19 protein-coding genes are annotated in these 23,242 nt (G+C 70.3%); 16 read left to right on the top strand and 3 right to left on the bottom strand.

Going from position 1 to position 23,242, the window contains the following annotated elements:
• Positions 1-73: 73 nt before the first annotated feature.
• From secD to ACWD11_RS12535, 4 genes are all read left to right on the top strand, one after another.
• Positions 74-1,819, top strand: coding sequence for a protein translocase subunit SecD (secD, locus tag ACWD11_RS12550; protein ID WP_389419246.1), 1,746 nt, complete (start codon positions 74-76; stop codon positions 1,817-1,819).
• A 1-nt stretch (position 1,820) separates the two neighbouring features.
• Positions 1,821-2,936: a protein translocase subunit SecF gene (gene secF, locus ACWD11_RS12545; RefSeq protein WP_451282845.1), complete on the top strand. Its 1,116-nt coding sequence runs from the start codon at positions 1,821-1,823 to the stop codon at positions 2,934-2,936.
• A complete protein-coding gene (locus ACWD11_RS12540; RefSeq protein WP_451282843.1) occupies positions 2,933-3,472 on the top strand; it encodes an adenine phosphoribosyltransferase in 540 nt (179 codons plus the stop codon). The genes secF and ACWD11_RS12540 overlap by 4 nt, the downstream gene beginning before the upstream one ends.
• A gap of 221 nt (positions 3,473-3,693) precedes the next feature.
• Positions 3,694-6,228 (top strand): RelA/SpoT family protein, encoded by a 2,535-nt coding sequence (locus ACWD11_RS12535; protein ID WP_389419243.1) that lies wholly within the window; start codon positions 3,694-3,696, stop codon positions 6,226-6,228.
• 88 nt (positions 6,229-6,316) lie between these two features.
• On the opposite strand, the gene ACWD11_RS12530 is transcribed toward ACWD11_RS12535, so the two are convergent.
• Positions 6,317-7,546, bottom strand: a complete 1,230-nt coding sequence (locus ACWD11_RS12530; protein WP_389419242.1) for a DUF349 domain-containing protein — start codon at positions 7,544-7,546, stop codon at positions 6,317-6,319.
• A gap of 136 nt (positions 7,547-7,682) precedes the next feature.
• Positions 7,683-8,531 (bottom strand): peptidylprolyl isomerase, encoded by an 849-nt coding sequence (locus ACWD11_RS12525; protein WP_451282841.1) that lies wholly within the window; start codon positions 8,529-8,531, stop codon positions 7,683-7,685.
• 180 nt (positions 8,532-8,711) lie between these two features.
• Here ACWD11_RS12525 and ACWD11_RS12520 point away from each other — a divergent pair, with 180 nt between their 5' ends.
• The 5 genes from ACWD11_RS12520 (at position 8,712) to rpsD (ending at position 13,892) form a co-directional block, all read left to right on the top strand.
• Positions 8,712-9,431 carry an MBL fold metallo-hydrolase gene (locus ACWD11_RS12520; RefSeq protein ID WP_389419240.1) on the top strand — a complete coding sequence of 240 codons (720 nt, stop codon included), beginning with the start codon at positions 8,712-8,714 and terminating at the stop codon, positions 9,429-9,431.
• Between the two features lie 13 nt (positions 9,432-9,444).
• Positions 9,445-10,707 (top strand): histidine--tRNA ligase, encoded by a 1,263-nt coding sequence (gene hisS / locus ACWD11_RS12515; protein ID WP_389419239.1) that lies wholly within the window; start codon positions 9,445-9,447, stop codon positions 10,705-10,707.
• 183 nt (positions 10,708-10,890) lie between these two features.
• Positions 10,891-11,541: a vitamin K epoxide reductase family protein gene (locus ACWD11_RS12510; protein ID WP_451282839.1), complete on the top strand. Its 651-nt coding sequence runs from the start codon at positions 10,891-10,893 to the stop codon at positions 11,539-11,541.
• Positions 11,542-11,615: 74 nt separating this feature from the next.
• The gene (locus ACWD11_RS12505; protein WP_389419237.1) at positions 11,616-12,971 is read left to right on the top strand and encodes a replication-associated recombination protein A; all 1,356 of its coding nucleotides are present in this window, start codon (positions 11,616-11,618) and stop codon (positions 12,969-12,971) included.
• A gap of 306 nt (positions 12,972-13,277) precedes the next feature.
• Positions 13,278-13,892, top strand: a complete 615-nt coding sequence (gene rpsD, locus ACWD11_RS12500) for a 30S ribosomal protein S4 (RefSeq protein WP_389419236.1) — start codon at positions 13,278-13,280, stop codon at positions 13,890-13,892.
• A 30-nt stretch (positions 13,893-13,922) separates the two neighbouring features.
• On the opposite strand, the gene ACWD11_RS12495 is transcribed toward rpsD, so the two are convergent.
• The gene (locus ACWD11_RS12495) at positions 13,923-16,082 is read right to left on the bottom strand and encodes an ATP-binding protein (protein ID WP_451282836.1); all 2,160 of its coding nucleotides are present in this window, start codon (positions 16,080-16,082) and stop codon (positions 13,923-13,925) included.
• A gap of 160 nt (positions 16,083-16,242) precedes the next feature.
• Between ACWD11_RS12495 and ACWD11_RS12490 the strand changes: the two genes are divergently transcribed.
• The 7 genes from ACWD11_RS12490 (at position 16,243) to ACWD11_RS12460 (ending at position 23,152) form a co-directional block, all read left to right on the top strand.
• Entirely contained in the window at positions 16,243-16,677 is a 435-nt protein-coding gene (locus ACWD11_RS12490; protein ID WP_451282834.1) for a DUF948 domain-containing protein, read from the top strand.
• Positions 16,678-16,684: 7 nt separating this feature from the next.
• The gene (locus ACWD11_RS12485; protein WP_389419233.1) at positions 16,685-17,035 is read left to right on the top strand and encodes a hypothetical protein; all 351 of its coding nucleotides are present in this window, start codon (positions 16,685-16,687) and stop codon (positions 17,033-17,035) included.
• Positions 17,035-19,707, top strand: a complete 2,673-nt coding sequence (alaS, locus tag ACWD11_RS12480; protein ID WP_389419232.1) for an alanine--tRNA ligase — start codon at positions 17,035-17,037, stop codon at positions 19,705-19,707. The genes ACWD11_RS12485 and alaS overlap by 1 nt, the downstream gene beginning before the upstream one ends.
• The gene (gene ruvX / locus ACWD11_RS12475; protein ID WP_389419231.1) at positions 19,707-20,171 is read left to right on the top strand and encodes a Holliday junction resolvase RuvX; all 465 of its coding nucleotides are present in this window, start codon (positions 19,707-19,709) and stop codon (positions 20,169-20,171) included. Before alaS ends, ruvX begins: the two co-directional genes overlap by 1 nt.
• Before the next feature lie 121 nt (positions 20,172-20,292).
• Positions 20,293-21,969, top strand: a complete 1,677-nt coding sequence (mltG, locus tag ACWD11_RS12470; protein WP_451282832.1) for an endolytic transglycosylase MltG — start codon at positions 20,293-20,295, stop codon at positions 21,967-21,969.
• 19 nt (positions 21,970-21,988) lie between these two features.
• Positions 21,989-22,828 carry a shikimate dehydrogenase gene (locus ACWD11_RS12465; protein WP_451282830.1) on the top strand — a complete coding sequence of 280 codons (840 nt, stop codon included), beginning with the start codon at positions 21,989-21,991 and terminating at the stop codon, positions 22,826-22,828.
• 48 nt (positions 22,829-22,876) lie between these two features.
• On the top strand, positions 22,877-23,152 hold the full coding sequence (locus ACWD11_RS12460; protein WP_451282828.1) for a hypothetical protein: 276 nt from the start codon (positions 22,877-22,879) through the stop codon (positions 23,150-23,152).
• The last annotated feature ends 90 nt before the right edge of the window (positions 23,153-23,242 follow it).

Raw genomic sequence — 23,242 nt, 5'->3', positions numbered from 1 at the left:
CGGCATCCCGACTACATGGCATGGCCGCCGGCGCCCACCCGGCGAGAGGCGGCCCGAGAGGGAGTACGAGAAGGTGGCAGCACCTAAGAAGGGCCGGAGCGCGAGCGCCCAGAGCAGGCCGGGGCGCTCGCTGGCCCTCATTCTGATCGCCATCGTGGCGCTCACCGGAGGAATGTTCCTCTCCGGGCACACCACCCCGCGCCTGGGCATCGACCTGGCCGGCGGTACGAGCATCACGCTGCGCGCGGAGGCCGAGCCGGGCCAGGAATCCGCGATCAACAAGACCAACATGGACACCGCCGTCGAGATCATGGAGCGGCGTGTCAACGGTCTTGGTGTCTCGGAGGCCGAGGTCCAGACCCAGGGCGACAAGAACATCATCGTCAACATCCCCAAGGGCACGAACTCCAAGGAAGCCCGGGACCAGGTCGGCACCACCGCCAAGCTGTACTTCCGCCCGGTCATCGCCACCGAGGCCGCCGGCGCCGCCGCGACGACCAGCCCGTCGCCGAGCGCCTCCAGCAGCGCCACGGACAAGGCGACCGACAAGGCGACCTCCTCCTCGTCCCCCTCGGCGACCGGCACCCCCTCGGCGAGCGCCACCTCCCAGGGCCGCGCGGTCACCGACGCCCTCAAGGCGGACCCCACCGGATCGGCGAGCCCCAGCTCCAGCGCCTCGCCGTCCGCCAGTGCCTCCGGCGCCGCGGACACCAGCAAGCTCGAAGCCCAGTACGCCGCCCTCGACTGCACCGACGAGACGGCCCGCGCCAAGGCGGGTGACGGCGCCAAGCCCACCGAGCCGACCGTGGCCTGCGGCCAGAGCACGCCGGGCCAGTGGCAGAAGTACATCCTCGGCCCCGCCGAGGTCGACGGCACGGACGTCGCCGAGGCCGAGGCCGCCTTCGCCACCACGACCGGCGCCGGCTGGACCGTGAACATGAAGTTCACGGGCGAGGGCCGCAAGAAGTTCGGTGACATCACCGGCAAGCTGGCGCAGAACCAGCCCCCGCAGAACCAGTTCGCCATCGTCCTGGACAACGAGGTCGTCTCCGACCCGCGCGTCAGCCAGGCCCTGACCGGCGGCAACGCCGAGATCTCCGGCAACTTCGACCAGGAGTCCGCCCAGAGCCTCGCCAACATGCTGTCGTACGGCGCCCTGCCGCTGTCCTTCAGCGAGGACAGCGTCACCACGGTGACCGCCGCGCTCGGCGGCGAGCAGCTCAAGGCCGGTCTGATCGCGGGCGCGATCGGTCTCGCCCTGGTCATCCTGTACCTGGTGGTCTACTACCGCGGCCTGTCGCTCGTCGCCATCGCCTCGCTGCTGGTCTCCGCCGCCCTCACCTACGTGATCATGTCGCTGCTGGGCCCGGCCATCGGCTTCGCGCTGAACCTGCCGGCCGTCTGCGGTGCCATCGTCGCCATCGGCATCACGGCGGACTCGTTCATCGTGTACTTCGAACGCGTCCGGGACGAGATCCGCGAGGGCCGTTCGCTGCGCCCCGCCGTGGAGCGGGCCTGGCCGCGCGCCCGGCGCACCATCCTGGTCTCCGACTTCGTGTCGTTCCTGGCCGCCGCGGTGCTTTTCGTCGTCACCGTCGGCAAGGTCCAGGGCTTCGCGTTCACGCTGGGCCTGACCACCGTGCTCGACGTGGTGGTCGTGTTCCTGTTCACCAAGCCCCTGCTGACCCTGCTGGCCCGCACCAAGTTCTTCGCGAGCGGCCACCCCTGGTCCGGCCTCGACCCCAAGCGACTGGGGGCCGAGCCGCCGCTGCGCCGTACCCGTCGTCCCGCCGGCCCCGTCGACCCGAAGGAGGCGTGAGATGTCGAAGCTCGGCAACCTCGGCGCCCGACTGCACCGTGGCGAGGTCGGCTACGACTTCGTCGGCAACCGCAAGCTCTGGTACGGCCTGTCCATCCTGATCACCATCACGGCGATCGTGGGCCTCGCGGTGCGCGGCCTGAACATGGGCATCGAGTTCCAGGGCGGCGCGGTCTTCACCACCCCGAAGACCTCCGTCTCCGTCGCCCAGGCGCAGGAGTACGCGGAAGAGGCCTCCGGCCACGACGCGATCGTGCAGAAGCTCGGCGACGGCAAGCTGCGCATCCAGGTCGCGGGCATCGAGACCAAGGAGGCCGACCGGGTCTCCGCGGAGCTCGCCAAGGACCTGAAGGTCGACGAGAACGACGTCACCGGCGAGCTGGTCGGCCCCAGCTGGGGTGAGCAGATCGCCAACAAGGCCTGGCAGGGCCTGGGGATCTTCCTGGTCCTGGTGGTGATCTATCTGGCCATCGCCTTCGAGTGGCGCATGGCGGTGGCCGCGTTCGTCGCGCTGATCCACGACATCACCATCACGGTCGGCATCTACGCCCTGGTGGGCTTCGAGGTCACCCCGGGCACGGTGATCGGTCTGCTGACCATCCTCGGCTATTCGCTCTACGACACGGTGGTCGTCTTCGACAGCCTCAAGGAACAGACCAAGGACATCACCAAACAGACCCGCTGGACCTACAGCGACATCGCCAACCGGTCGATCAACAGCACGCTGGTGCGTTCCGTCAACACCACGGTGGTCGCGCTGCTGCCGGTGGCCGGCCTGCTGTTCATCGGCGGCGGCTTCCTCGGCGCCGGCATGCTGAACGACATCTCGCTGTCGCTGTTCGTCGGCCTCGCCGCCGGTGCGTACTCCTCGATCTTCATCGCCACCCCGCTCGTGGCCGATCTCAAGGAGCTCGAGCCGCAGATGAAGTCCCTGAAGAAGCGCGTACTCGCCAAGCGCGCCCAGGCCGCGGCCAAGGGTGAGCCGGTGGGCGACGGTCCGGTCGACGAGCCCTACGACGACGAGCCGGACGATGCCGCGCCCGCGGTCGTCGGTCCTCGCAACCAGCCCGCGTCCCGCACCCGGGGCCGTGGCCGCCCGTCGGGGAAGCGGCGATGACCGGCATCGAGGAGCTGCTGCTCAGCCGTATCCGTGATGTGGCCGACTACCCGGTGCCGGGGGTGATGTTCAAGGACATCACCCCGCTGCTGGCGGACCCGGCCGCGTTCACCGCGCTCACCGACGCCCTCGCGCAGATCGCCGAGCGCACCGGCGCCACCAAGGTCGTCGGCCTGGAGGCCCGCGGCTTCATCCTCGGTGCCCCCGTCGCCGTCCGCGCCGGACTGGGCTTCATCCCGGTGCGCAAGGCGGGCAAGCTCCCCGGAGCCACCCTCGCCCAGGCCTACGACCTGGAGTACGGCTCGGCGGAGATCGAGGTGCACGCCGAGGACCTCACCGCCGAGGACCGCGTCCTGATCGTCGACGACGTCCTCGCCACCGGCGGCACCGCCGAGGCCTCGATCCAGCTCATCCGCAGGGCGGGCGCCGAGGTCTCGGGCCTGGCCGTGCTGATGGAGCTCGGTTTCCTCGGCGGCCGCGCCCGCCTGGAGCCCGCGCTGGCCGGCGCCCCGCTGGAAGCGCTGCTCAGGGTCTGACCCCGCACATCACGGAAACGGCCGCCCCGGCACATCGGGGCGGCCGTTTCCGTGCGCGCCGCGACGCGGAGACCCCTCCCCGGGAATCCGGCGGCAGTCCCTCGCGTTCCTCCGGTATACGGCCCCCACATCGGCCTGAAGGCGATCCCGGGGCGCAGGATCGCTACCATGGGGTATCCGGAGCCTGACCGGGGGACCCGGATCGCGCACGAGGAGCCCTCTTGCCAGACGAGGCCCAGCACCTGACCGCCGCCAAGCCCGACTCCGCCTCGGGCCCCGCGGACAAGCCCGCGCCGAAGACGTCGAACGCGAAGAACGACGCCCGCGGGCCGGTCGAGCACGCCCAGTCCGCGCCCGTCGACAAGTCGGCCGACGAGTCGCGCCCCAAGCCGGTCCCCGCCGAGCGCCCGGCCGCCCCCGTGGTCCGCCCCAACACCGGCCAGCCGCCCCGCACCGGCTCCTCCAACCGCGTCCGCGCCCGTCTCGCCCGCCTCGGAGTGCAGCGCTCCAACCCGTACAACCCGGTGCTTGAGCCCCTGCTGCGGATAGTGCGCAGCAACGACCCGAAGATCGAGACGGCCACCCTCCGGCAGATCGAGAAGGCCTACCAGGTCGCCGAGCGCTGGCACCGCGGCCAGAAGCGCAAGAGCGGCGACCCGTACATCACGCACCCGCTCGCCGTCACCACCATCCTGGCCGAGCTGGGCATGGATCCGGCCACGCTGATGGCGGGCCTGCTGCACGACACCGTCGAGGACACCGAGTACGGCCTCGACCAGCTCCGCCGGGACTTCGGCGACTCCGTCGCCCTGCTCGTCGACGGCGTCACCAAGCTGGACAAGGTCAAGTTCGGCGAGGCCGCGCAGGCCGAGACCGTCCGCAAGATGGTCGTCGCCATGGCCAAGGACCCGCGCGTCCTGGTCATCAAGCTCGCCGACCGGCTGCACAACATGCGCACCATGCGCTACCTCAAGCGCGAGAAGCAGGAGAAGAAGGCGCGCGAGACCCTGGAGATCTACGCGCCGCTCGCCCACCGCCTGGGCATGAACACCATCAAGTGGGAACTGGAGGACCTCGCCTTCGCGATCCTCTACCCCAAGATGTACGACGAGATCGTCCGGCTGGTGGCCGAGCGGGCACCGAAGCGTGACGAATACCTGGCCATAGTGACCGACGAGGTCCAGCAGGACCTGCGCGCGGCCCGCATCAAGGCCACCGTCACCGGCCGCCCGAAGCACTACTACAGCGTCTACCAGAAGATGATCGTCCGCGGCCGTGACTTCGCGGAGATCTACGACTTGGTGGGCATCCGCGTCCTGGTGGACACCGTCCGCGACTGCTACGCCGCGCTGGGCACCGTCCACGCCCGCTGGAACCCGGTTCCGGGGCGGTTCAAGGACTACATCGCGATGCCCAAGTTCAACATGTACCAGTCGCTGCACACGACGGTCATCGGCCCCAACGGCAAGCCGGTCGAACTCCAGATCCGCACCTTCGACATGCACCGCCGTGCCGAGTACGGCATCGCCGCGCACTGGAAGTACAAGCAGGAGGCCGTCGCCGGCGCCTCCAAGGTGCGCACCGATGTGCCCAGGGTCGCCAAGGGCAAGGACGACCACCTCAACGACATGGCGTGGCTGCGCCAGTTGCTGGACTGGCAGAAGGAGACCGAGGACCCGGGCGAGTTCCTGGAGTCCCTGCGCTTCGACCTGTCCCGCAACGAGGTCTTCGTCTTCACCCCCAAGGGCGACGTCATAGCGCTCCCCGCGGGCGCCACCCCGGTCGACTTCGCCTACGCCGTCCACACCGAGGTCGGCCACCGCACCATAGGCGCACGGGTCAACGGCCGTCTCGTCCCTCTCGAATCCACCCTGGACAACGGCGACTTGGTGGAGGTCTTCACCTCCAAGGCCGCCGGTGCGGGCCCGTCCCGCGACTGGCTCGGCTTCGTCAAGTCACCGCGCGCCCGCAACAAGATCCGGGCGTGGTTCTCCAAGGAGCGCCGCGACGAGGCGATCGAGCAGGGCAAGGACGCCATCGCCCGCGCGATGCGCAAGCAGAACCTGCCGATCCAGCGCATCCTCACCGGCGACTCCCTCGTCACGCTGGCGCACGAGATGCGCTACCCCGACATCTCCTCGCTGTACGCGGCGATCGGCGAAGGCCATGTGGCCGCGCAGAACGTCGTACAGAAGCTGGTGCAGGCGCTCGGCGGCGAGGAGGCGGCCTCCGAGGAGATCGACGAGTCGGTGCCGCCCGCGCGCGGGCGCAGCCGCAAGCGGCGCAGCAGCCAGGACCCCGGTGTGGTGGTGAAGGGCGTCGACGACGTCTGGGTCAAGCTCGCCCGCTGCTGCACGCCCGTCCCCGGCGACCCGATCATCGGCTTCGTGACCCGGGGCAGTGGTGTATCGGTTCACCGCAGCGACTGCGTGAACGTGGATTCACTGTCCCGCGAGCCCGAGCGCATCCTCGACGTCGAGTGGGCGCCCACCCAGTCCTCGGTCTTCCTGGTCGCCATCCAGGTCGAGGCCCTGGACCGCTCGCGGCTGCTGTCGGACGTCACCCGCGTCCTGTCCGACCAGCACGTCAACATCCTGTCGGCGGCCGTGCAGACCTCGCGCGACCGCGTCGCCACCTCCCGCTTCACCTTCGAGATGGGCGACCCCAAGCACCTCGGGCACGTCCTGAAGGCGGTCCGGGGAGTGGAGGGCGTCTACGACGTCTACCGGGTCACCTCGGCGCGCAGCCGGTCGTAGGGCCTCGCCCTCTGACGGGACATGACGAGACGGGACATGACGAAAGGGGCTCCCCGCGGGGAGCCCCTTCCCATGTTCCTCGGCGTGGTCAGCCGCCGAACTCCTGAAGGCCCTTCAGGGCCTGGTCGAGCAGCGCCTGGCGGCCCTCGAGCTCACGCTCCAGCTTGTCGGCCTTGGCGTTGTTGCCCTGGGCGCGCGCCTGCTCGATCTGGCCGCGCAGCTTGTCCACGGCGGCCTGGAGCTGGCCGGTCAGGCCCTCGGCACGCGCGCGTGCCTCCGGGTTGGTCCGGCGCCACTCGGTCTCCTCGGCCGCCTGGATGGCCCGCTCGACGGCGTGCATCCGGCCCTCGACCTTCGGCCGGGCGTCCCGCGGCACATGGCCGATGGCCTCCCAGCGCTCGTTGATCTGGCGGAACGCGGCACGTGCGGCCTTGAGGTCCGTCACCGGGAGGATCTTCTCGGCCTCGTGGGCCAACTCCTCCTTCAGCTTCAGGTTCTCGGACTGCTCGGCGTCGCGCTCGGCGAAGACCGAGCTGCGCGCCGCGAAGAACACGTCCTGGGCGCCGCGGAAGCGGTTCCACAGGTCGTCCTCGTGCTCGCGCTGGGCACGGCCCGCGGCCTTCCACTCCGTCATCAGCTCGCGGTATCGGGCCGCCGTCGGACCCCAGTCCGTCGACCCGGACAGCGACTCGGCCTCGACGACCAGACGCTCCTTGGTCCTGCGGGCCTCCTCGCGCTGCGCGTCCAGCGCCGCGAAGTGGGCCTTGCGGCGCTTGGAGAACGCCGAGCGCGCGTGCGAGAAGCGGTGCCACAGCTCGTCGTCCGACTTGCGGTCGAGCCGCGGCAGCCCCTTCCAGGTGTCCACCAGCGACCGCAGCCGCTCGCCGGCCGACCGCCACTGGTCGGACTGCGCCAGCTCCTCCGCCTCGGCGACCAGCGCCTCCTTGGCGTGCCGCGCCTCGTCGGACTGCTTCGCGCGCTGCTGCTTGCGCTCCTCGCGCCGCTTCTCGACGGTCTCCACGAGCTTGTCCAGACGCTGCCGCAGCGCGTCCAGGTCACCGACCGCGTGGTGCGCGTCGACCTGCTGGCGAATGTGGTCGATCGCCACCTGGGCGTCCTTCGCGGACAGGTCGGTGGTCTTCACTCGCTTCTCGAGGAGGCCGATCTCGACAACCAGGCCCTCGTACTTGCGCTCGAAGTAGGCCAGCGCCTCCTCAGGGGAGCCGGCCTGCCAGGAACCGACGACCTGCTCGCCGTCGGCCGTACGCACGTACACGGTCCCCGTCTCGTCGACGCGGCCCCACGGGTCGCTGCTCACAGCGCCTCCTCCACATGATGCCTGCTCGGGGCTTCAGCGCCCCCGGGCATCGTCCACAGTTTCGTCACGGCCAACATAGGCGACCGGCGGGTTGCCTGTCCGCATCCCGCGCGACCGAAATTTCGCAGTTGAGGGGTCAGGATTTGGTGACAGTTGCCTTGTTGATCACCACGGTCGCGTTGGGTGCGGTGTTGCCCGTCGTGGGGTCCGCGGCCTGCGCTCCGGCGGCCGCCAGCTTCTTGAGAACCTTCATCCCCGCCTCGGACACCGTGCCGAACGGGGTGTAGTTGGGCGGCAGCGGACTGTCCTGGTAGACGAGGAAGAACTGGCTGCCGCCGGAGTCCTTGCCCTCCCCGGTCTGGGCGTTGAACTGGTTCGCCATCGCGACCGTTCCCGCCGGGTAGGTGTCGCCCTTGAGGCTCTTGTCCTTGAGGTTCTCGTCCGGGATCGTGTAGCCGGGACCGCCGGTGCCGGTGCCCGTGGGGTCGCCGCACTGGAGCACGTAGATCCCGCTGTCGACCAGCCGGTGGCACTTGGTGTGGTCGAAGTAGCCCTTGCCGGCGAGGAAGTTGAACGAGTTGACGGTGTGCGGGGCGGCCGACGCCTTGAGCGCTATGTCGATCTCACCGCAGGTCGTGTCCAGCTTCATCGTGTAGTCCGCGGCCTTGTCGATGGTCATGGCCGGTTCCTTCTTCCAGCTCATGGTCTCGACCTTGCCCGCGGCCGGCTTCTTGCACGGGTCCGGGACCTTGCTGGTCGGCGCCGCGCTCGGGGTGGCCTCCGCGCTCGCGTTCGACTTGCCGTCGTCCCCGTCGAAGGCGCCGGCCGTATACAGCCCGAGGCTGCCGATGAGTACGACGCCGAGCGCGGACGCGATGACCGCGTTGCGCGTGCGTGACTTGCGCCGCGCGTCCGTGCGCCGCTGCTGCTGCCGCAAGAACTTCTCCCGGGCGAGCTGACGCCGCCGCTGTTCCTGGCTGACCACGGGGTTGTCTCCTCAAGCGTCTGAATGCGTCGACCGGTGCGAGTGCGTCCGGTGGGCCGACCGTCTGCGTGTGCCCCGTACCGTATATGGGTTCGCTGAGGAATCGGCAGCGCCGGTAGGCTCTGACCTCAGGCGCAGCCCACCGACTTGTCACCCGAACCGACACAACGAAGGACGATCGTGCTCATTGCCGGGTTCCCCGCCGGGGCCTGGGGGACGAACTGCTATCTCGTCGCCCCCGCCGCCGGTGAGGAGTGCGTGATCATCGACCCGGGCCACCAGGCGGCCCCCGGAGTCGAGGAAGCACTGAAGAAGCATCGGCTCAAGCCCGTCGCCGTCGTCCTCACCCATGGCCACCTCGACCATGTGGCCTCGGTCGTCCCGGTGTGCGGCGCGCACGACGTGCCGGCCTGGATCCACCCCGAGGACCGGTACATGATGAGCGACCCCGAGCGGGCGCTCGGCCGTTCCATCGGGATGCCGTTGCTGGGCGACCTGACGATCGGCGAGCCGGACGACGTCAAGGAGCTGGCCGACGGCGCGAAGCTGGAGCTGGCGGGCCTGGAGCTGTCCGTCGCCCATGCGCCGGGCCATACCAAGGGGTCGGTGACCTTCAGGATGCCCGAGGCGGCGGACATCCCGCCGGTCTTCTTCTCGGGCGACCTGCTGTTCGCCGGCTCCATCGGACGCACCGATCTGCCCGGCGGTGACATGGCCGAGATCCTCGACTCGCTGGCCCGTGTGTGCCTGCCGCTCGACGACTCGACCGTGGTGCTGTCCGGCCACGGCCCCCAGACGACCATCGGCCACGAGCGTGCCACCAACCCGTATCTGCGGCAGGTGGCCGCAGGCCGCCAGGATCGCGGAGCAGCCCCGCAGGCTCCCCGACGAGGAATGTGACGAGAGACCTCCCGTGAGCACCTTCAAGGCCCCCAAGGGCACCTACGACCTGATCCCGCCGGACAGCGCCAAGTTCCTGGCCGTCCGCGAGGCCATCGCCGCCCCGCTGCGCAACTCCGGCTACGGCTACATCGAGACGCCCGGCTTCGAGAACGTCGAGCTGTTCGCGCGCGGAGTCGGGGAGTCCACCGACATCGTGACCAAGGAGATGTACGCCTTCGAGACCAAGGGCGGCGACCGGCTGGCCCTGCGCCCCGAGGGCACCGCGTCCGTGCTGCGCGCCGCGCTGGAGGCCAACCTGCACAAGGCGGGCAACCTCCCGGTCAAGCTCTGGTACTCCGGCTCCTACTACCGCTACGAGCGCCCCCAGAAGGGCCGCTACCGCCACTTCTCGCAGGTCGGCGCCGAGGCGATCGGCGCGGAGGACCCGGCGCTGGACGCCGAGCTGATCATCCTGGCCGACCAGGCGTACCGCTCCCTGGGCCTGCGTGACTTCCGCATCCTGCTCAACAGCCTGGGCGACAAGGAGTGCCGTCCGGTCTACCGCGCCGCGCTCCAGGAGTTCCTGCGCGGCCTCGACCTCGACGAGGAGACCCTGCGCCGGGCGGACATCAACCCGCTGCGCGTCCTCGACGACAAGCGCGAGGCGGTCCAGAAGCAGCTCGGGGACGCGCCACTGCTGCGCGACTACCTCTGCGACGCGTGCAAGGCGTACCACGAGGAGGTCCGCGAGCTGATCACGGCCGCGGGCGTCGGCTTCGAGGACGACCCCAAGCTGGTGCGCGGCCTGGACTACTACACCCGGACGACCTTCGAGTTCGTCCACGACGGTCTGGGCTCCCAGTCCGCGGTGGGCGGCGGCGGCCGCTACGACGGCCTGTCCGAGATGATCGGCGGCCCCGCGCTGCCGTCCGTCGGCTGGGCCCTCGGCGTCGACCGCACGGTCCTCGCGCTGGAGGCGGAGGGCGTCGAACTCGAACTGCCCTCCACCACCAGCGTGTTCGCGGTCCCGCTCGGCGAGGAGGCCCGCCGGGTGCTGTTCGCCAAGGTGGGCGAGCTGCGCAAGCAGGGCGTCGCGGCGGACTTCTGCTACGGCGCCAAGGGCCTCAAGGGCGCCATGAAGAACGCCAATCGCAGCGGCGCCCGCTACACGGTCGTCGCCGGCGAACGCGACCTCGCCGAGGGCGTCGTCCAGCTCAAGGACATGGAGTCCGGCGAGCAGACGGCGATCGGCGTCAACGAGATCGTCGCCGAGCTGGAGGCCCGGCTGGGCTGAGGGCCGCACGGTCACGGTCACGGGGGCTTCGCGGGAACGCGAGGCCCCCGTTGTCGTGAACCGAACGCTCCTCGTCCCTCGCGAGGGTTCCTTATCTCCAGTGAACGGTGGGGACGGGTCCGTTTGCGGCACAATGACCCCTGCCCGGAGCAGGTCCCCCTCTCAAGTGACGGAATCGGCGTGATGAGCAAGACGACCCTCCAAGACGTCTCCACCGAGCCCGAGCGCACCGTCGAGGCGCCGCGCACGGCGGGCGGCAGCACGGCCTTCGCGCTGATGCTGGTGATCACCGGCGCGGCCGGGCTGCTCGCCGCGTGGGTCATCACGCTCGACAAGTTCAAGCTGCTGGAGGCCAAGGCCGAGGGGAAGACCTTCGTCCCCGGGTGCAGCCTGAACCCCGTCGTCTCCTGCGGCAGCGTCATGGAGAGCGACCAGGCCTCGGTCTTCGGCTTCCCCAACCCGATGCTCGGCCTCGTCGCCTACGGCATCGTCGTCTGCGTCGGCATCAGCCTGCTCGCCCGCGCCCGCTTCCCGCGCTGGTACTGGCTCACCTTCAACGCCGGCACCCTGTTCGGCGTCGGCTTCTGCACCTGGCTGCAGTTCCAGTCGCTGTACCGCATCGGCGCCCTGTGCCTGTGGTGCTCGCTGGCGTGGGTCGCGACGATCATCATGTTCTGGTACGTCACCTCGTTCAACGTGCGCAACGGCTTCCTGCCCGGCCCCCGCCGGCTGAAGGCCTTCTTCGGCGAGTTCACCTGGGTGCTGCCGGTGCTGCACATCGGCGTCATCGGCATCCTGATCATGACCCGCTGGTGGGACTTCTGGACCAGCTGACGGCGCCGGGGGCATTGTCAGTGCGGTGCTGTGCATTCTGGGGGACACCCCCAGACCCCCGGTAGGGTTTCAGGGTGGAGCCCGACCTGTTCACCGCCGCAGCCGAAGAACGCCAGGAGAAGGACCCGGCCGCCAGCCCCCTGGCCGTCCGGATGCGCCCGCGCACCCTCGACGAGGTGGTGGGCCAGCAGCACCTGCTGAAGCCGGGCTCACCGCTGCGCAGACTGGTGGGGGAGTCCGGCGGCGGCCCGGCCGGCCCTTCCTCGGTGATCCTGTGGGGCCCGCCCGGCACCGGCAAGACGACCCTCGCCTACGTCGTCTCCAAGGCCACCAACAAGCGGTTCGTGGAGCTGTCCGCGATCACCGCCGGGGTCAAGGAGGTCCGCGCGGTCATCGAGGGCGCCCGCCGCGCCACCGGCGGCTACGGCAAGGAGACCGTCCTCTTCCTCGACGAGATCCACCGCTTCAGCAAGGCCCAGCAGGACTCCCTCCTGCCCGCGGTGGAGAACCGCTGGGTGACGCTGATCGCGGCGACCACGGAGAACCCGTACTTCTCCGTCATCTCGCCCCTGCTGTCCCGCTCCCTGCTGCTCACCCTCGAATCCCTCACCGACGACGACGTCAGAGGTCTGCTGAGGCGGGCGCTGAGCGACGAGCGCGGCCTCGGGGACGCCCTCGGCCTCCCGGAGGACACCGAGGAGCACCTGCTTCGGATCGCCGGCGGCGACGCCCGGCGCGCCCTGACCGCCCTGGAGGCCGCCGCGGGGGCCGCCCTGGACCAGGGCGAGAGCGAAATCAGCCTCCGGACGCTGGAGCAGACCGTCGACCGGGCGGCGGTGACGTACGACCGCGACGGCGACCAGCACTACGACGTCGCCAGCGCCCTCATCAAGTCCATCCGCGGCTCCGACGTCGACGCGGCCCTGCACTACCTGGCCCGGATGATCGAGGCCGGCGAGGACCCCCGCTTCATCGCCCGCCGGCTGATGATCTCGGCCAGCGAGGACATCGGGCTCGCCGACCCGCAGGCCCTGCCCCTCGCGGTCGCCGCGGCCCAGGCCGTCGCCATGATCGGCTTCCCGGAGGCCGCCCTCACCCTCAGCCACGCCACCATCGCCCTCGCCCTGGCGCCCAAGTCCAACGCCGCGACGACCGCCATCGGCGCAGCCATGGAGGACGTCCGCAAGGGACATGCCGGGCCGGTGCCGGCGCATCTGCGCGACGGGCACTACAAGGGCGCCGCCAAGCTCGGCCACGCGCAGGGGTATGTGTACCCGCACGACCTGGCCGAGGGCATCGCCGAGCAGCAGTACGCCCCGGACGCCCTCAAGGACCGCGAGTACTACACCCCCACCCGGCACGGCACGGAGGCCCGGTACGCGGACGCGGTGGAGTGGACCAGGAAGCGCCTCGGTCGCAAGCGGTCCTGAGCAACCTGTAGACTCCCTCGAAGTGCTGTGTCCCGTGCAGTCAGAACGGGACGGTCAGCCGGAGACCCGGTTCCCAGGAACCGGCTCCAGGAGCGTCGCGCACCGTCGAACGGTGTCGCGGGCAGCCCACCACCACTCGTCGCAGGACGGGACCGGTCGGTGGGCCACTCGCGTGCTGCACGTATGTGCCCAGATCAGGGAGCGGCTGCCCAGCAGGTCCGACCGACCGGACGTGCAGGGTCTCCCCGGCTGCGGATGCGACCTCCCTCAACCCTGACAAGCCGAACACCAGGAAATGAGAAACAAGTGGCGAATCAGCCCCGCCCCAAGGTCAAGAAGTCGCGTGCCCTCGGCATCGCGCTGACCCCGAAGGCCGTCAAGTACTTCGAGGCCCGTCCCTACCCGCCGGGCGAGCACGGCCGCGGCCGCAAGCAGAACTCGGACTACAAGGTCCGTCTGCTGGAGAAGCAGCGTCTGCGCGCGCAGTACGACGTGTCCGAGCGCCAGCTCGTCCGCGCCTACGAGCGTGCCTCGAAGGTTCAGGGCAAGACCGGTGAGGCCCTGATCATCGAGCTCGAGCGTCGTCTCGACGCCCTGGTGCTGCGTTCGGGCATCGCCCGCACCATCTACCAGGCCCGTCAGATGGTCGTTCACGGCCACATCGAGGTCAACGGCCAGAAGGTCGACAAGCCGTCGTTCCGCGTCCGTCCCGACGACGTCGTGATGGTCCGCGAGCGCAGCCGCGAGAAGACCCTCTTCTCGATCGCCCGTGAGGGCGGCTTCGCCCCCGACGGCGAGATCCCGCGCTACCTCCAGGTGAACCTCAAGGCCCTGGCGTTCCGCCTGGACCGCGAGCCGAACCGCAAGGAGATCCCGGTGATCTGCGACGAGCAGCTCGTCGTCGAGTACTACGCCCGTTGATCCGTCAGCGGACGTAGCACCACCTGCGCGTCAGCCCGCCGTCTCGCCGCCCTTCCGGGTGGGCGAGGCGGCGGGTTCGTGCATGTCAGGGGTGGCGGGCGAGTGCCGTACGGGCCCGCGCGGCGCGGGCAGCCCCGCCGGCCCCCCGAGGCGCAGCGCCCGGGCCACCGCCGCCTCCCGGTCGAGCAGCGCACCCGCCCGTACGCACTCCTCGTACCGCTCGTCGCCCAGTCGCTCCCGGGCCATGGCCTCGCACAGCTCGTGCGGGGCGTTGTAGTAGGCCGAGCCGAACAGCGGCAGTCCCACCGACGGCCACATCCGCTCCGCCGCCCCTTGCAGCAGCGCCGCCTCCGCCGCGTCGCCGTCGGCCGCCGTGACCAGGGCCAGCAGCTCCACCGTGAGCACCGCGCCGAGCAGGTCGTGGAAGGAGTGGGCGCCGGACAGGCAGTCGGTCAGCAGCTCGCGCGCGCGTGCCCGGTCGCCCTCGCGCCAGGCGGCGTACGCCAGTACATACAGGGCGTAGCCGCGGGCCCAGCGCTCGCCGTGGTCCTCGCACACCCGGCGCACGTCCTCGCACAGCCGTACCGCCTCGGCCGGATCGTCCTGGAAGGCCCGGGCCATGGCGAGCTCCACCTGGCCCATGAGGACGTTGCTGTTGAGCTCGCCGATCTCCTGGTAGCGGGCCAGCGCCGAGCGCAGCAGCGTTTCAGCACGGGCCATGTCGTCGGTGACCAGGGCGACACAGCCGATGCGGTGCTCGGCGTAGGCCGCCGCGACGGGGTTCGCCGACGCCCGCGCCTCCTCACCGCACTCGTGCAGCGCGGCGAGCGCGGCGCCCGTGTCGCCCTGGAGGACCGCCACGTAACCCAGCACCCACAGCGCCTTCAGCCGGGACTGCTCATGGCCGGAGTCCAGCCGGACGGCCTGGTCCAGCCAGTGCCGGCCCTCCGACAGACGTCCGCAGCCGACCCAGTAGAACCACAGCGAGCCCGCGAGGAGCTGGCCCAGATGCGCCTCGTCGGGCTCGGACAGGCAGTGCTCCAGGGCGCTGCGCAGATTCGGCAGCTCCGCCTCCACGCGCGCGGCGACCTCCGCCTGGCGCGGCGAGAACCAGTCCAGCTCGCACCAGGTCGCCAGGCCCAGGTACCAGTCGCGGTGCCGGCGCCGCAGCCGCTCCGCGTCACCGGTCGCCGCCAGCCAGTCGGCCCCGTAGGCCCGGACGGTGTCCAGCATGCGGTAGCGCACGCCCGACGCGGTCTCCTCCCGGGAGACCACCGACTGGGCGAGGAGTTCCGAGAGCACGTCGAGGACGTCGTCGGCGTGCAGGCCGTGCCCGCTGCACACGTATTCCACGGACTCCAGGTCGAAGCTCCCCGCGAACACCGACAGGCGCGCCCACAGCAACCGCTCCTCGGGCGTGCACAGTTCATGGCTCCAGCCGATCGCCGTGCGCAGCGTCCGGTGCCGCCACAGCGCCTCCCCGCCGTCCCGGGTCAGCAGCCGGAACCGGTCGTCGAGCCGGGCCAGCAACTGCCCGGCGGACAGCGCCCGCAGCCGCCCGGCCGCCAGCTCCACCGCCAGCGGGATCCCGTCCAGGCGCCGGCACAGCTCCCGTACGTCGTCATCGCCGGTGGCCACCTTCGCCCCGTGCAGCGCGGCCCGCTCCGCGAACAGCTCGACGGCCTCGTCCTCGGCCAGCGGCTCCAGCGGGAACAGCCGCTCGCCCCGCACCGACAGCGGCCTGCGGCCCACCGCGAGCACCGTCAGACCCGGCGCCCGGCCCAGCAGCTCGGTCACCAGCTCGGCACAGGCGTCGACCAGGTGCTCGAACCCGTCGAGCAGCAGCAGGAGTTGACGTCCGGCGAGATGGGACAGGAGCGTTTCGCGCGGCGGGCGGGTGGTGTGGTCGGTGAGGCCCAGCGCCGCCACCACCGCGTGGTCGACGAACGCCGGATCGCTGACCGGCGCCAGCTCCACCCGCCACACCCCGTCCGGCGGCGCGCACCGGGCGGCCGCGTGGGCCGCGAGCCGTGACTTGCCCACCCCGCCCGTTCCGCACACGGTCACCAGCCGCGTCTCGCCGAGCGCCTCGGCAAGCCCCGCGAGTTCGGCCGTACGCCCGACGAACGCGTCGAGCTCCAAAGGGAGATTGCCGGCCACCGGAGCGGCCTCACGCTGTCGATCTCGCATGGGATACGGAGCGTACTGAACCGTATTCACTCCGTACAATCGCTTCGTCGAACTCGCGCGCCCGCGGGCCGTAATCCGGTACGGAGCCGCGCGCCCGGCGCGATAGGCTCGACCCACGACTTTTCGATGGTGAGACACGTTTCAGGGAGCGGGTGCAACAGTGTCCGGTGGAGAGGTGGCCGGGATCCTGGTGGCCGTGTTCTGGGCGATCCTGGTCTCCTTCCTCGCCGTGGCACTGGTGAGGCTGGCCCAGACGCTCAGGGCGACCACCAAGCTGGTCGCGGACGTGACCGATCAGGCCGTGCCGCTGCTGGCGGACGCCTCCTCGGCGGTGCGCTCGGCGCAGACCCAGATCGACCGGGTCGACGCGATCGCCTCCGACGTCCAGGAGGTCACCTCCAACGCCTCCGCGCTGTCCAGCACGGTGGCCTCCACCTTCGGCGGCCCCCTGGTCAAGGTCGCGGCCTTCAGCTACGGCGTGCGCCGCGCGATCGCGGGCCGCAAGGACGACGTGCCCGCCAAGGAACCCCGACGTACCGTGATCGTGGGCCGTACCGTTCCGGCCGCACGGCGGAACAAGCGGAAGAAGGGCTGATCCAGCGATGTTCCGCCGTTCGTTCTGGTTCACCACAGGTGTCGCGGCCGGTGTGTGGGCCACCACCAAGGTCAACCGCAAGATCAAGCAGCTGACCCCGGAGCACCTGGCCACCCAGGCCGCCAACAAGGCACTCGAGGCGGGCACCCGCCTCAAGGACCGCGCGGTGGGCTTCGCCCTCGACGTCCGCGACAACATGGCCCAGCGGGAGGCCGAGCTGGAGAACGCGTTGGGCATCGACGCGGACCCCGAACTCCCCGCACTGCGGCGGCAAGCCGCGATCGAGAACCGCACCGAGCCGAAGACGTACGTCATCGACGACACGACGTACACGTACAACCGGAATGAGGACCACTGATGGAGTCGGCTGAGATCCGCCGCCGCTGGCTGAGCTTCTTCGAGGAGCGCGGGCACACCGTCGTCCCTTCGGCGTCGCTCATCGCGGACGACCCGACTCTGCTCCTCGTCCCGGCCGGCATGGTGCCCTTCAAGCCCTACTTCCTGGGTGAGGTCAAGCCGCCCTTCGACCGCGCCACCAGCGTGCAGAAGTGCGTGCGCACGCCGGACATCGAAGAGGTCGGCAAGACCACCAGGCACGGCACGTTCTTCCAGATGTGCGGCAACTTCTCCTTCGGCGACTACTTCAAGGAAGGCGCCATCAAGCTCGCCTGGGAGCTGCTCACCAGCCCCCAGGACAAGGGCGGTTACGGCCTGGAGCCGGAGAAGCTCTGGATCACCGTCTACAAGGACGACGACGAGGCCGAGCGCATCTGGCACGAGGTCGTCGGGGTGCCGAAGGAGCGCATCCAGCGCCTCGGCATGAAGGACAACTACTGGTCGATGGGCGTCCCCGGCCCCTGCGGCCCCTGCTCCGAGATCAACTACGACCGCGGCCCCGAGTTCGGCGCCGAGGGCGGTCCCGCCGTCAACGACGAGCGGTACGTGGAGATCTGGAACCTCGTCTTCATGCAGTACGAGCGGGGCGAGGGCACCGGCAAGGAGAGCTTCGAGATCCTCGGCGACCTGCCGAGCAAGAACATCGACACCGGGCTCGGCCTGGAGCGGCTCGCCATGATTCTGCAGGGCGTGCAGAACATGTACGAGATCGACACCTCCATGGCCGTCATCAACAAGGCCACCGAACTGACCGGCGTGGCCTACGGTGACGCCCACGGCTCGGACGTCTCGCTGCGCGTGGTCACCGACCACATGCGCACCGCCGTGATGCTCATCGGCGACGGCGTCACCCCGGGCAACGAGGGCCGCGGCTACGTCCTGCGCCGCATCATGCGCCGCGCCATCCGGAACATGCGGCTGCTCGGCGCCACCGGTCCGGTGGTCAAGGAGCTGGCCGACACCGTCATCGCGATGATGGGCCAGCAGTACCCGGAGCTGGTCACCGACCGCGAGCGGATCGAGAAGGTCGCCGTCGCCGAGGAGAACGCCTTCCTCAAGACGCTGAAGGCCGGCACCAACATCCTCGACACCGCCGTCACCGAGACCAAGCAGGCCGGTGGCACGGTCCTCGCCGGTGACAAGGCCTTCCTGCTCCACGACACCTGGGGCTTCCCGATCGACCTCACCCTGGAGATGGCCGCCGAGCAGGGGCTGTCCGTGGACGAGGACGGCTTCCGGCGCCTGATGAAGGAGCAGCGGGAGCGCGCCAAGGCCGACGCCCAGTCCAAGAAGACCGGCCACGCCGACATGGGCGCCTACCGCGAGATCGCCGACCGGGCCGGTGAGACCGAGTTCATCGGCTACTCCGACACCGCGGGCGAGTCGACGATCGTCGGCATCCTCGTCGACGGCGTCTCCTCCCCGGCCGCCACCGAGGGCGACGAGGTCGAGATCGTCCTCGACCGCACCCCGTTCTACGCCGAGGGCGGCGGCCAGATCGGTGACACCGGCCGCATCAAGGTGGACTCCGGTGCCGTGATCGAGATCCGCGACTGCCAGAAGCCGGTGCCGGGTGTGTACGTCCACAAGGGCGTCGTCCAGGTCGGCGAGGTCACCGTCGGCGCCAAGGCCGAGGCCGCCATCGACGCCCGCCGTCGGACGGCCATCGCCCGCGCCCACTCGGCCACCCACCTGACCCACCAGGCCCTGCGTGACGCCCTCGGCCCGACGGCCGCCCAGGCCGGTTCCGAGAACCAGCCCGGCCGCTTCCGCTTCGACTTCGGCTCGCCGTCCGCCGTTCCGACGGCCGTGATGACCGACGTCGAGCAGAAGATCAACGAGGTGCTGGCCCGCGATCTGGACGTGCGGGCCGAGGTCATGGGCATCGACGACGCCAAGAAGCAGGGCGCCATCGCCGAGTTCGGCGAGAAGTACGGCGAGCGCGTGCGGGTGGTGACCATCGGCGACTTCTCCAAGGAGCTGTGCGGCGGCACCCATGTGCACAACACCGCCCAGCTCGGCCTGGTCAAGCTGCTCGGCGAGTCCTCGATCGGCTCCGGTGTGCGCCGTATCGAGGCTCTCGTCGGTGTCGACGCCTACAACTTCCTCGCCCGTGAGCACACGGTCGTCGCCCAGCTCCAGGAGCTGATCAAGGGCCGCCCGGAGGAGCTTCCGGAGAAGGTCTCCGCCATGCTCGGCAAGCTGAAGGACGCCGAGAAGGAGATCGAGAAGTTCCGCGCCGAGAAGGTGCTCCAGGCCGCCGCCGGTCTCGCCGAGTCCGCCAAGGACGTCCGCGGCATCGCGCTGGTCACCGGCCAGGTCCCGGACGGCACCACCGCCGACGACCTGCGCAGGCTGGTCCTCGACGTGCGTGGCCGCATCCAGGGCGGCCGGGCCGTCGTAGTCGCCCTGTTCAGCGTGGTCAACGGCAAGCCGCTGACGGTCATCGCCACCAACGAGGCCGCCCGCGAGCGCGGCCTGAAGGCCGGCGACCTGGTCCGTACGGCGGCCAAGACGCTCGGCGGCGGCGGTGGCGGCAAGCCGGACGTCGCCCAGGGCGGCGGCCAGCACCCGGCCGCGGTCGGCGAGGCCGTGGACGCCGTGGAGCGCCTGGTCGGGGAGACGGCCAAGTAATGCGCAGAGGACGTCGGCTCGCCATCGACGTCGGGGACGCCCGGATCGGGGTCGCCTCGTGCGACCCCGACGGGATCCTCGCGACCCCGGTGGAGACGGTGCCCGGCCGGGACGTCCCCGCGGCCCAGCGGCGGCTGAGGCAACTGGTCGAGGAGTACGAGCCGATCGAGGTCGTCGTCGGTCTCCCGCGTTCCCTCAAGGGGGGCGAGGGCCCGGCCGCGGTCAAGGTCCGCGGCTTCACCCAGGAACTGGCGCGCCTGATCGCGCCGGTTCCGGTGCGGCTCGTGGACGAACGGATGACCACGGTGACGGCCAGTCAAGGACTGCGCGCCTCGGGCGTGAAGTCGAAAAAGGGCAGATCGGTCATTGACCAGGCAGCGGCTGTGATCATCCTCCAGCAGGCACTGGAATCCGAACGGGTGTCAGGTAAAGCTCCCGGCGAGGGCGTCGAAGTGGTCATCTGATCGCGATACGGTAACGTTCCGCGCGATGCGGCGGTGTTCGAACAGCCGCCGCACAAAGAGAGGCGGAACGGAAGCCGGGCCCCACCCCGCGCGACCGCCGCCTCGCGGCTCTAGGGGATCGATGACTGAGTATGGCCGGGGCCAGGGCTCCGAACCGTGGCATCCCGAGGACCCGTACCACGGGGACGGTGGATGGGAGGGACAGCAGGCCCAGGCGGGCCAGCAGTCCCCTTACGGCGGCCAGCCGCAGCACTATCCGGAGCAGCAGCAGCCGCAGGAACCCCAGCAGCCGCAGCAGTACGGCGACTGGGGCACCGGCCAGCAGGGCGGATACGGTCAGGCGCAGCAGCAGTACCCGCAGCAGTACGACCAGCAGCAGTACCAGGACCAGGGCCAGCAGGGGTACGACAACAGCGGCTGGGGCACCGGCACGCACGGGCAGGTCCAGTACACCGATCCCGCCGACCCCTACGGCCAGCAGAACGCCGCCTACGGCGAACAGCAGTCGGACTTCTACGGCACTCCCGAGGCGTACCCGCCGCCGGAGCCGCCGAGCCGACGACAGGCCGAGCCGGAGCCGCGCACCGACTGGGACCCGGGTCCCGACCAGGGCGAGCACGCTTTCTTCGCGGGCGGCGACGATGACGACGACGTCGACGACCTGGGGAGCCGCCGCGGCCGAGGCGACCGGCGGGGCCGGGGCGGCAAAGGCGGCAAGAAACGCCGTAGCGGATGCGCCTGTCTGGTCGTCCTGCTGGTGTTCGGCGGAGGCATCGGCGGCGTCGGATATTTCGGCTATCAGTTCTACCAGGATCGTTTCGGCGACGCCCCGGACTATGCGGGCAGCGGCAACGGCGAGCAGGTGACCGTCGAGATCCCCGAGGGCGCCGGCGGCTATTCCATCGGCCAGGAGCTGAAGTCGAAGGGCGTGGTCAAGAGCGTCGACGCGTTCGTCGCCGCCCAGCAGCAGAACCCCAAGGGCAACACGATCCAGGCCGGTGTCTACACGCTGCAGAAGGAGATGTCGGCCAGCAGCGCGGTCGACCTCATGCTCAGCCCGAAGAGCCAGAACAACCTGATCATCCCCGAGGGCACCCGCAATGTCGCGGTCTACAAGCTGATCGACGCGCGCCTCGAACTCGACAAGGGCACCACGGCGGAGATCGCCGAGGAGAAGGCGGACAGCCTCGGCCTTCCCGAGTGGGCGACGGGCCACAAGGACGTCAAGGACCCGCTGGAGGGCTTCCTCTACCCGTCCAGCTACCCGGTGGCCAAGGGCCAGAAGCCCGAGGCCGTCCTCAAGCGGATGGTCGCCCGGGCCACGGAGAAGTACGAGGAGCTCGGCCTGGAGAAGAAGGCCGCCGACCTGGGCCTGGAAAGCCCCTGGCAGCTGCTCACCGTGGCGAGCCTGGCGCAGGCCGAGGGCACCAGCCACGACGACTTCCGCAAGATGGCCGAGGTGGTCTACAACCGCCTCGAGCCCGGCAACCCCGAGACCTACGGCTCGCTGGAGTTCGACTCCACGTACAACTACATCAAGAACCAGAGCAAGATCGACCTGACGATCGCCGAGCTGCGGGAGTTCGACAACCCGTACAACACCTACTTCGTCAAGGGACTGCCGCCCGGCCCGATCGACAACCCGGGCGAAGAGGCGCTGAAGGGCGCGCTGAACCCGACGGACGACGGCTGGTACTACTTCATCTCGCTGGACGGCAAGACCAGCAAGTTCACCAAGACGCTCGCCGAGCACGAGAAGCTGGTCGAGCAGTTCAACGCGTCGCGGAACAACGACTGACGGCTCAAGGACAGGTGCAATGACAGGTCAGGGCACAGACGCCCGCCGGGCCGCCGTGCTCGGTTCGCCCATCGCCCACTCCCTCTCGCCGGTGCTGCACCGCGCCGCCTACGAGCAGCTGGGGCTCACCGGCTGGACGTACGACCGGTACGAGGTGGACGAGGCGGCGCTGCCCGGGTTCTTCGCCGAGCTCGGCCCCGAGTGGGCCGGACTGTCGCTGACCATGCCGCTGAAGCGGGCGGTCATCCCGCTGCTCGACGAGATCAGCGAGACGGCCCGCTCGGTCGAGGCGGTCAACACCGTCGTGTTCACCGAGGACGGCCGCCGCACCGGCGACAACACCGACATCCCCGGGATGGTCGCCGCCCTGCGCGAACGCGGCATCGAGCAGGTCGACTCGGCCGCGATCCTGGGCGCGGGTGCCACCGCCTCCTCCGCGCTGGCCGCGCTCGCCCGCATCTGCACCGGCGAGGTCGTGGCCTACGTCCGCAGCCCTGCCCGCGCCGCGGAGATGCGGCAGTGGGGCGAACGGCTCGACGTCGAGGTGCGGACGGCGGACTGGGCGGACGCCGCCGAGGCGCTGCGCGCGCCCCTGGTCGTCGCGACCACTCCGGCCGGTACGACCGACGAGCTCGCCTCCGCCGTACCGGAGCGCCCCGCCACGCTGTTCGACGTGCTCTACGACCCCTGGCCCACCCCGCTCGCGGCCCGCTGGTCCATGTTCGGCGGGGCCGTCGTCAGCGGGCTCGACCTGCTGGTGCACCAGGCGGTGCTCCAGGTCGAGCAGATGACGCGGCGCACTCCGGCCCCGCTGGACGCCATGCGAAAAGCGGGCGAACACGCGCTCGACGCCCGCTAAGATCCTTCCGGTTCCGCAGGGGGCGGGACCGGGAGGGGAATTCGTTCGATGTCCACAGGTCAGCCGCTGGCGTCCGGCAAGAGCCAGATCTTCGAGAGCCTGCTGTGGTTCCTGCCCGACTGGGTGCAGAACACCGTGCTGGTCCTGATCGTGCTCGCCCTGCTGGCCACCTGGACCATCAGGCTGCGCAACAAGATCGCCCGCCGCCGCGCGCTGCGTCAGCCGCAGCCTGTCCCGGCGGCTGCGCCCCAGGGCCAGGGGAGCGGGGCCGACTACCTGGGCCCGTACGCCCCGCAGCGGCGCCCGGAGGACAGCTCCGCCTGATGGCGCAGCCGCGTCGCGGCCTGACACATTCGCGTCCGACTGATGGACCGGCGGCCGGGGACCGCACCGGGACGTGGGAGGATCGGAAGC

The organism is Streptomyces sp. NPDC002776 (genome assembly GCF_053592195.1).
The sequence above is the reverse complement of the archived record's forward strand: the minus strand, read 5'-3'. Positions and strand labels throughout refer to the sequence as shown.

Coding starts and splice junctions, on each gene's coding strand:
- secF (WP_451282845.1), top strand. CDS start 1,821: ATGTCGAAGCTCGGCAACCTCGGCGCCCGACTGCACCGTGGCGAGGTC.
- ACWD11_RS12540 (WP_451282843.1), top strand. CDS start 2,933: ATGACCGGCATCGAGGAGCTGCTGCTCAGCCGTATCCGTGATGTGGCC.
- ACWD11_RS12510 (WP_451282839.1), top strand. CDS start 10,891: ATGAGCAAGACGACCCTCCAAGACGTCTCCACCGAGCCCGAGCGCACC.
- ACWD11_RS12495 (WP_451282836.1), bottom strand. CDS start 16,082: ATGCGAGATCGACAGCGTGAGGCCGCTCCGGTGGCCGGCAATCTCCCT.
- ACWD11_RS12485 (WP_389419233.1), top strand. CDS start 16,685: ATGTTCCGCCGTTCGTTCTGGTTCACCACAGGTGTCGCGGCCGGTGTG.
- alaS (WP_389419232.1), top strand. CDS start 17,035: ATGGAGTCGGCTGAGATCCGCCGCCGCTGGCTGAGCTTCTTCGAGGAG.
- ruvX (WP_389419231.1), top strand. CDS start 19,707: ATGCGCAGAGGACGTCGGCTCGCCATCGACGTCGGGGACGCCCGGATC.
- mltG (WP_451282832.1), top strand. CDS start 20,293: ATGACTGAGTATGGCCGGGGCCAGGGCTCCGAACCGTGGCATCCCGAG.
- ACWD11_RS12465 (WP_451282830.1), top strand. CDS start 21,989: ATGACAGGTCAGGGCACAGACGCCCGCCGGGCCGCCGTGCTCGGTTCG.
- ACWD11_RS12460 (WP_451282828.1), top strand. CDS start 22,877: ATGTCCACAGGTCAGCCGCTGGCGTCCGGCAAGAGCCAGATCTTCGAG.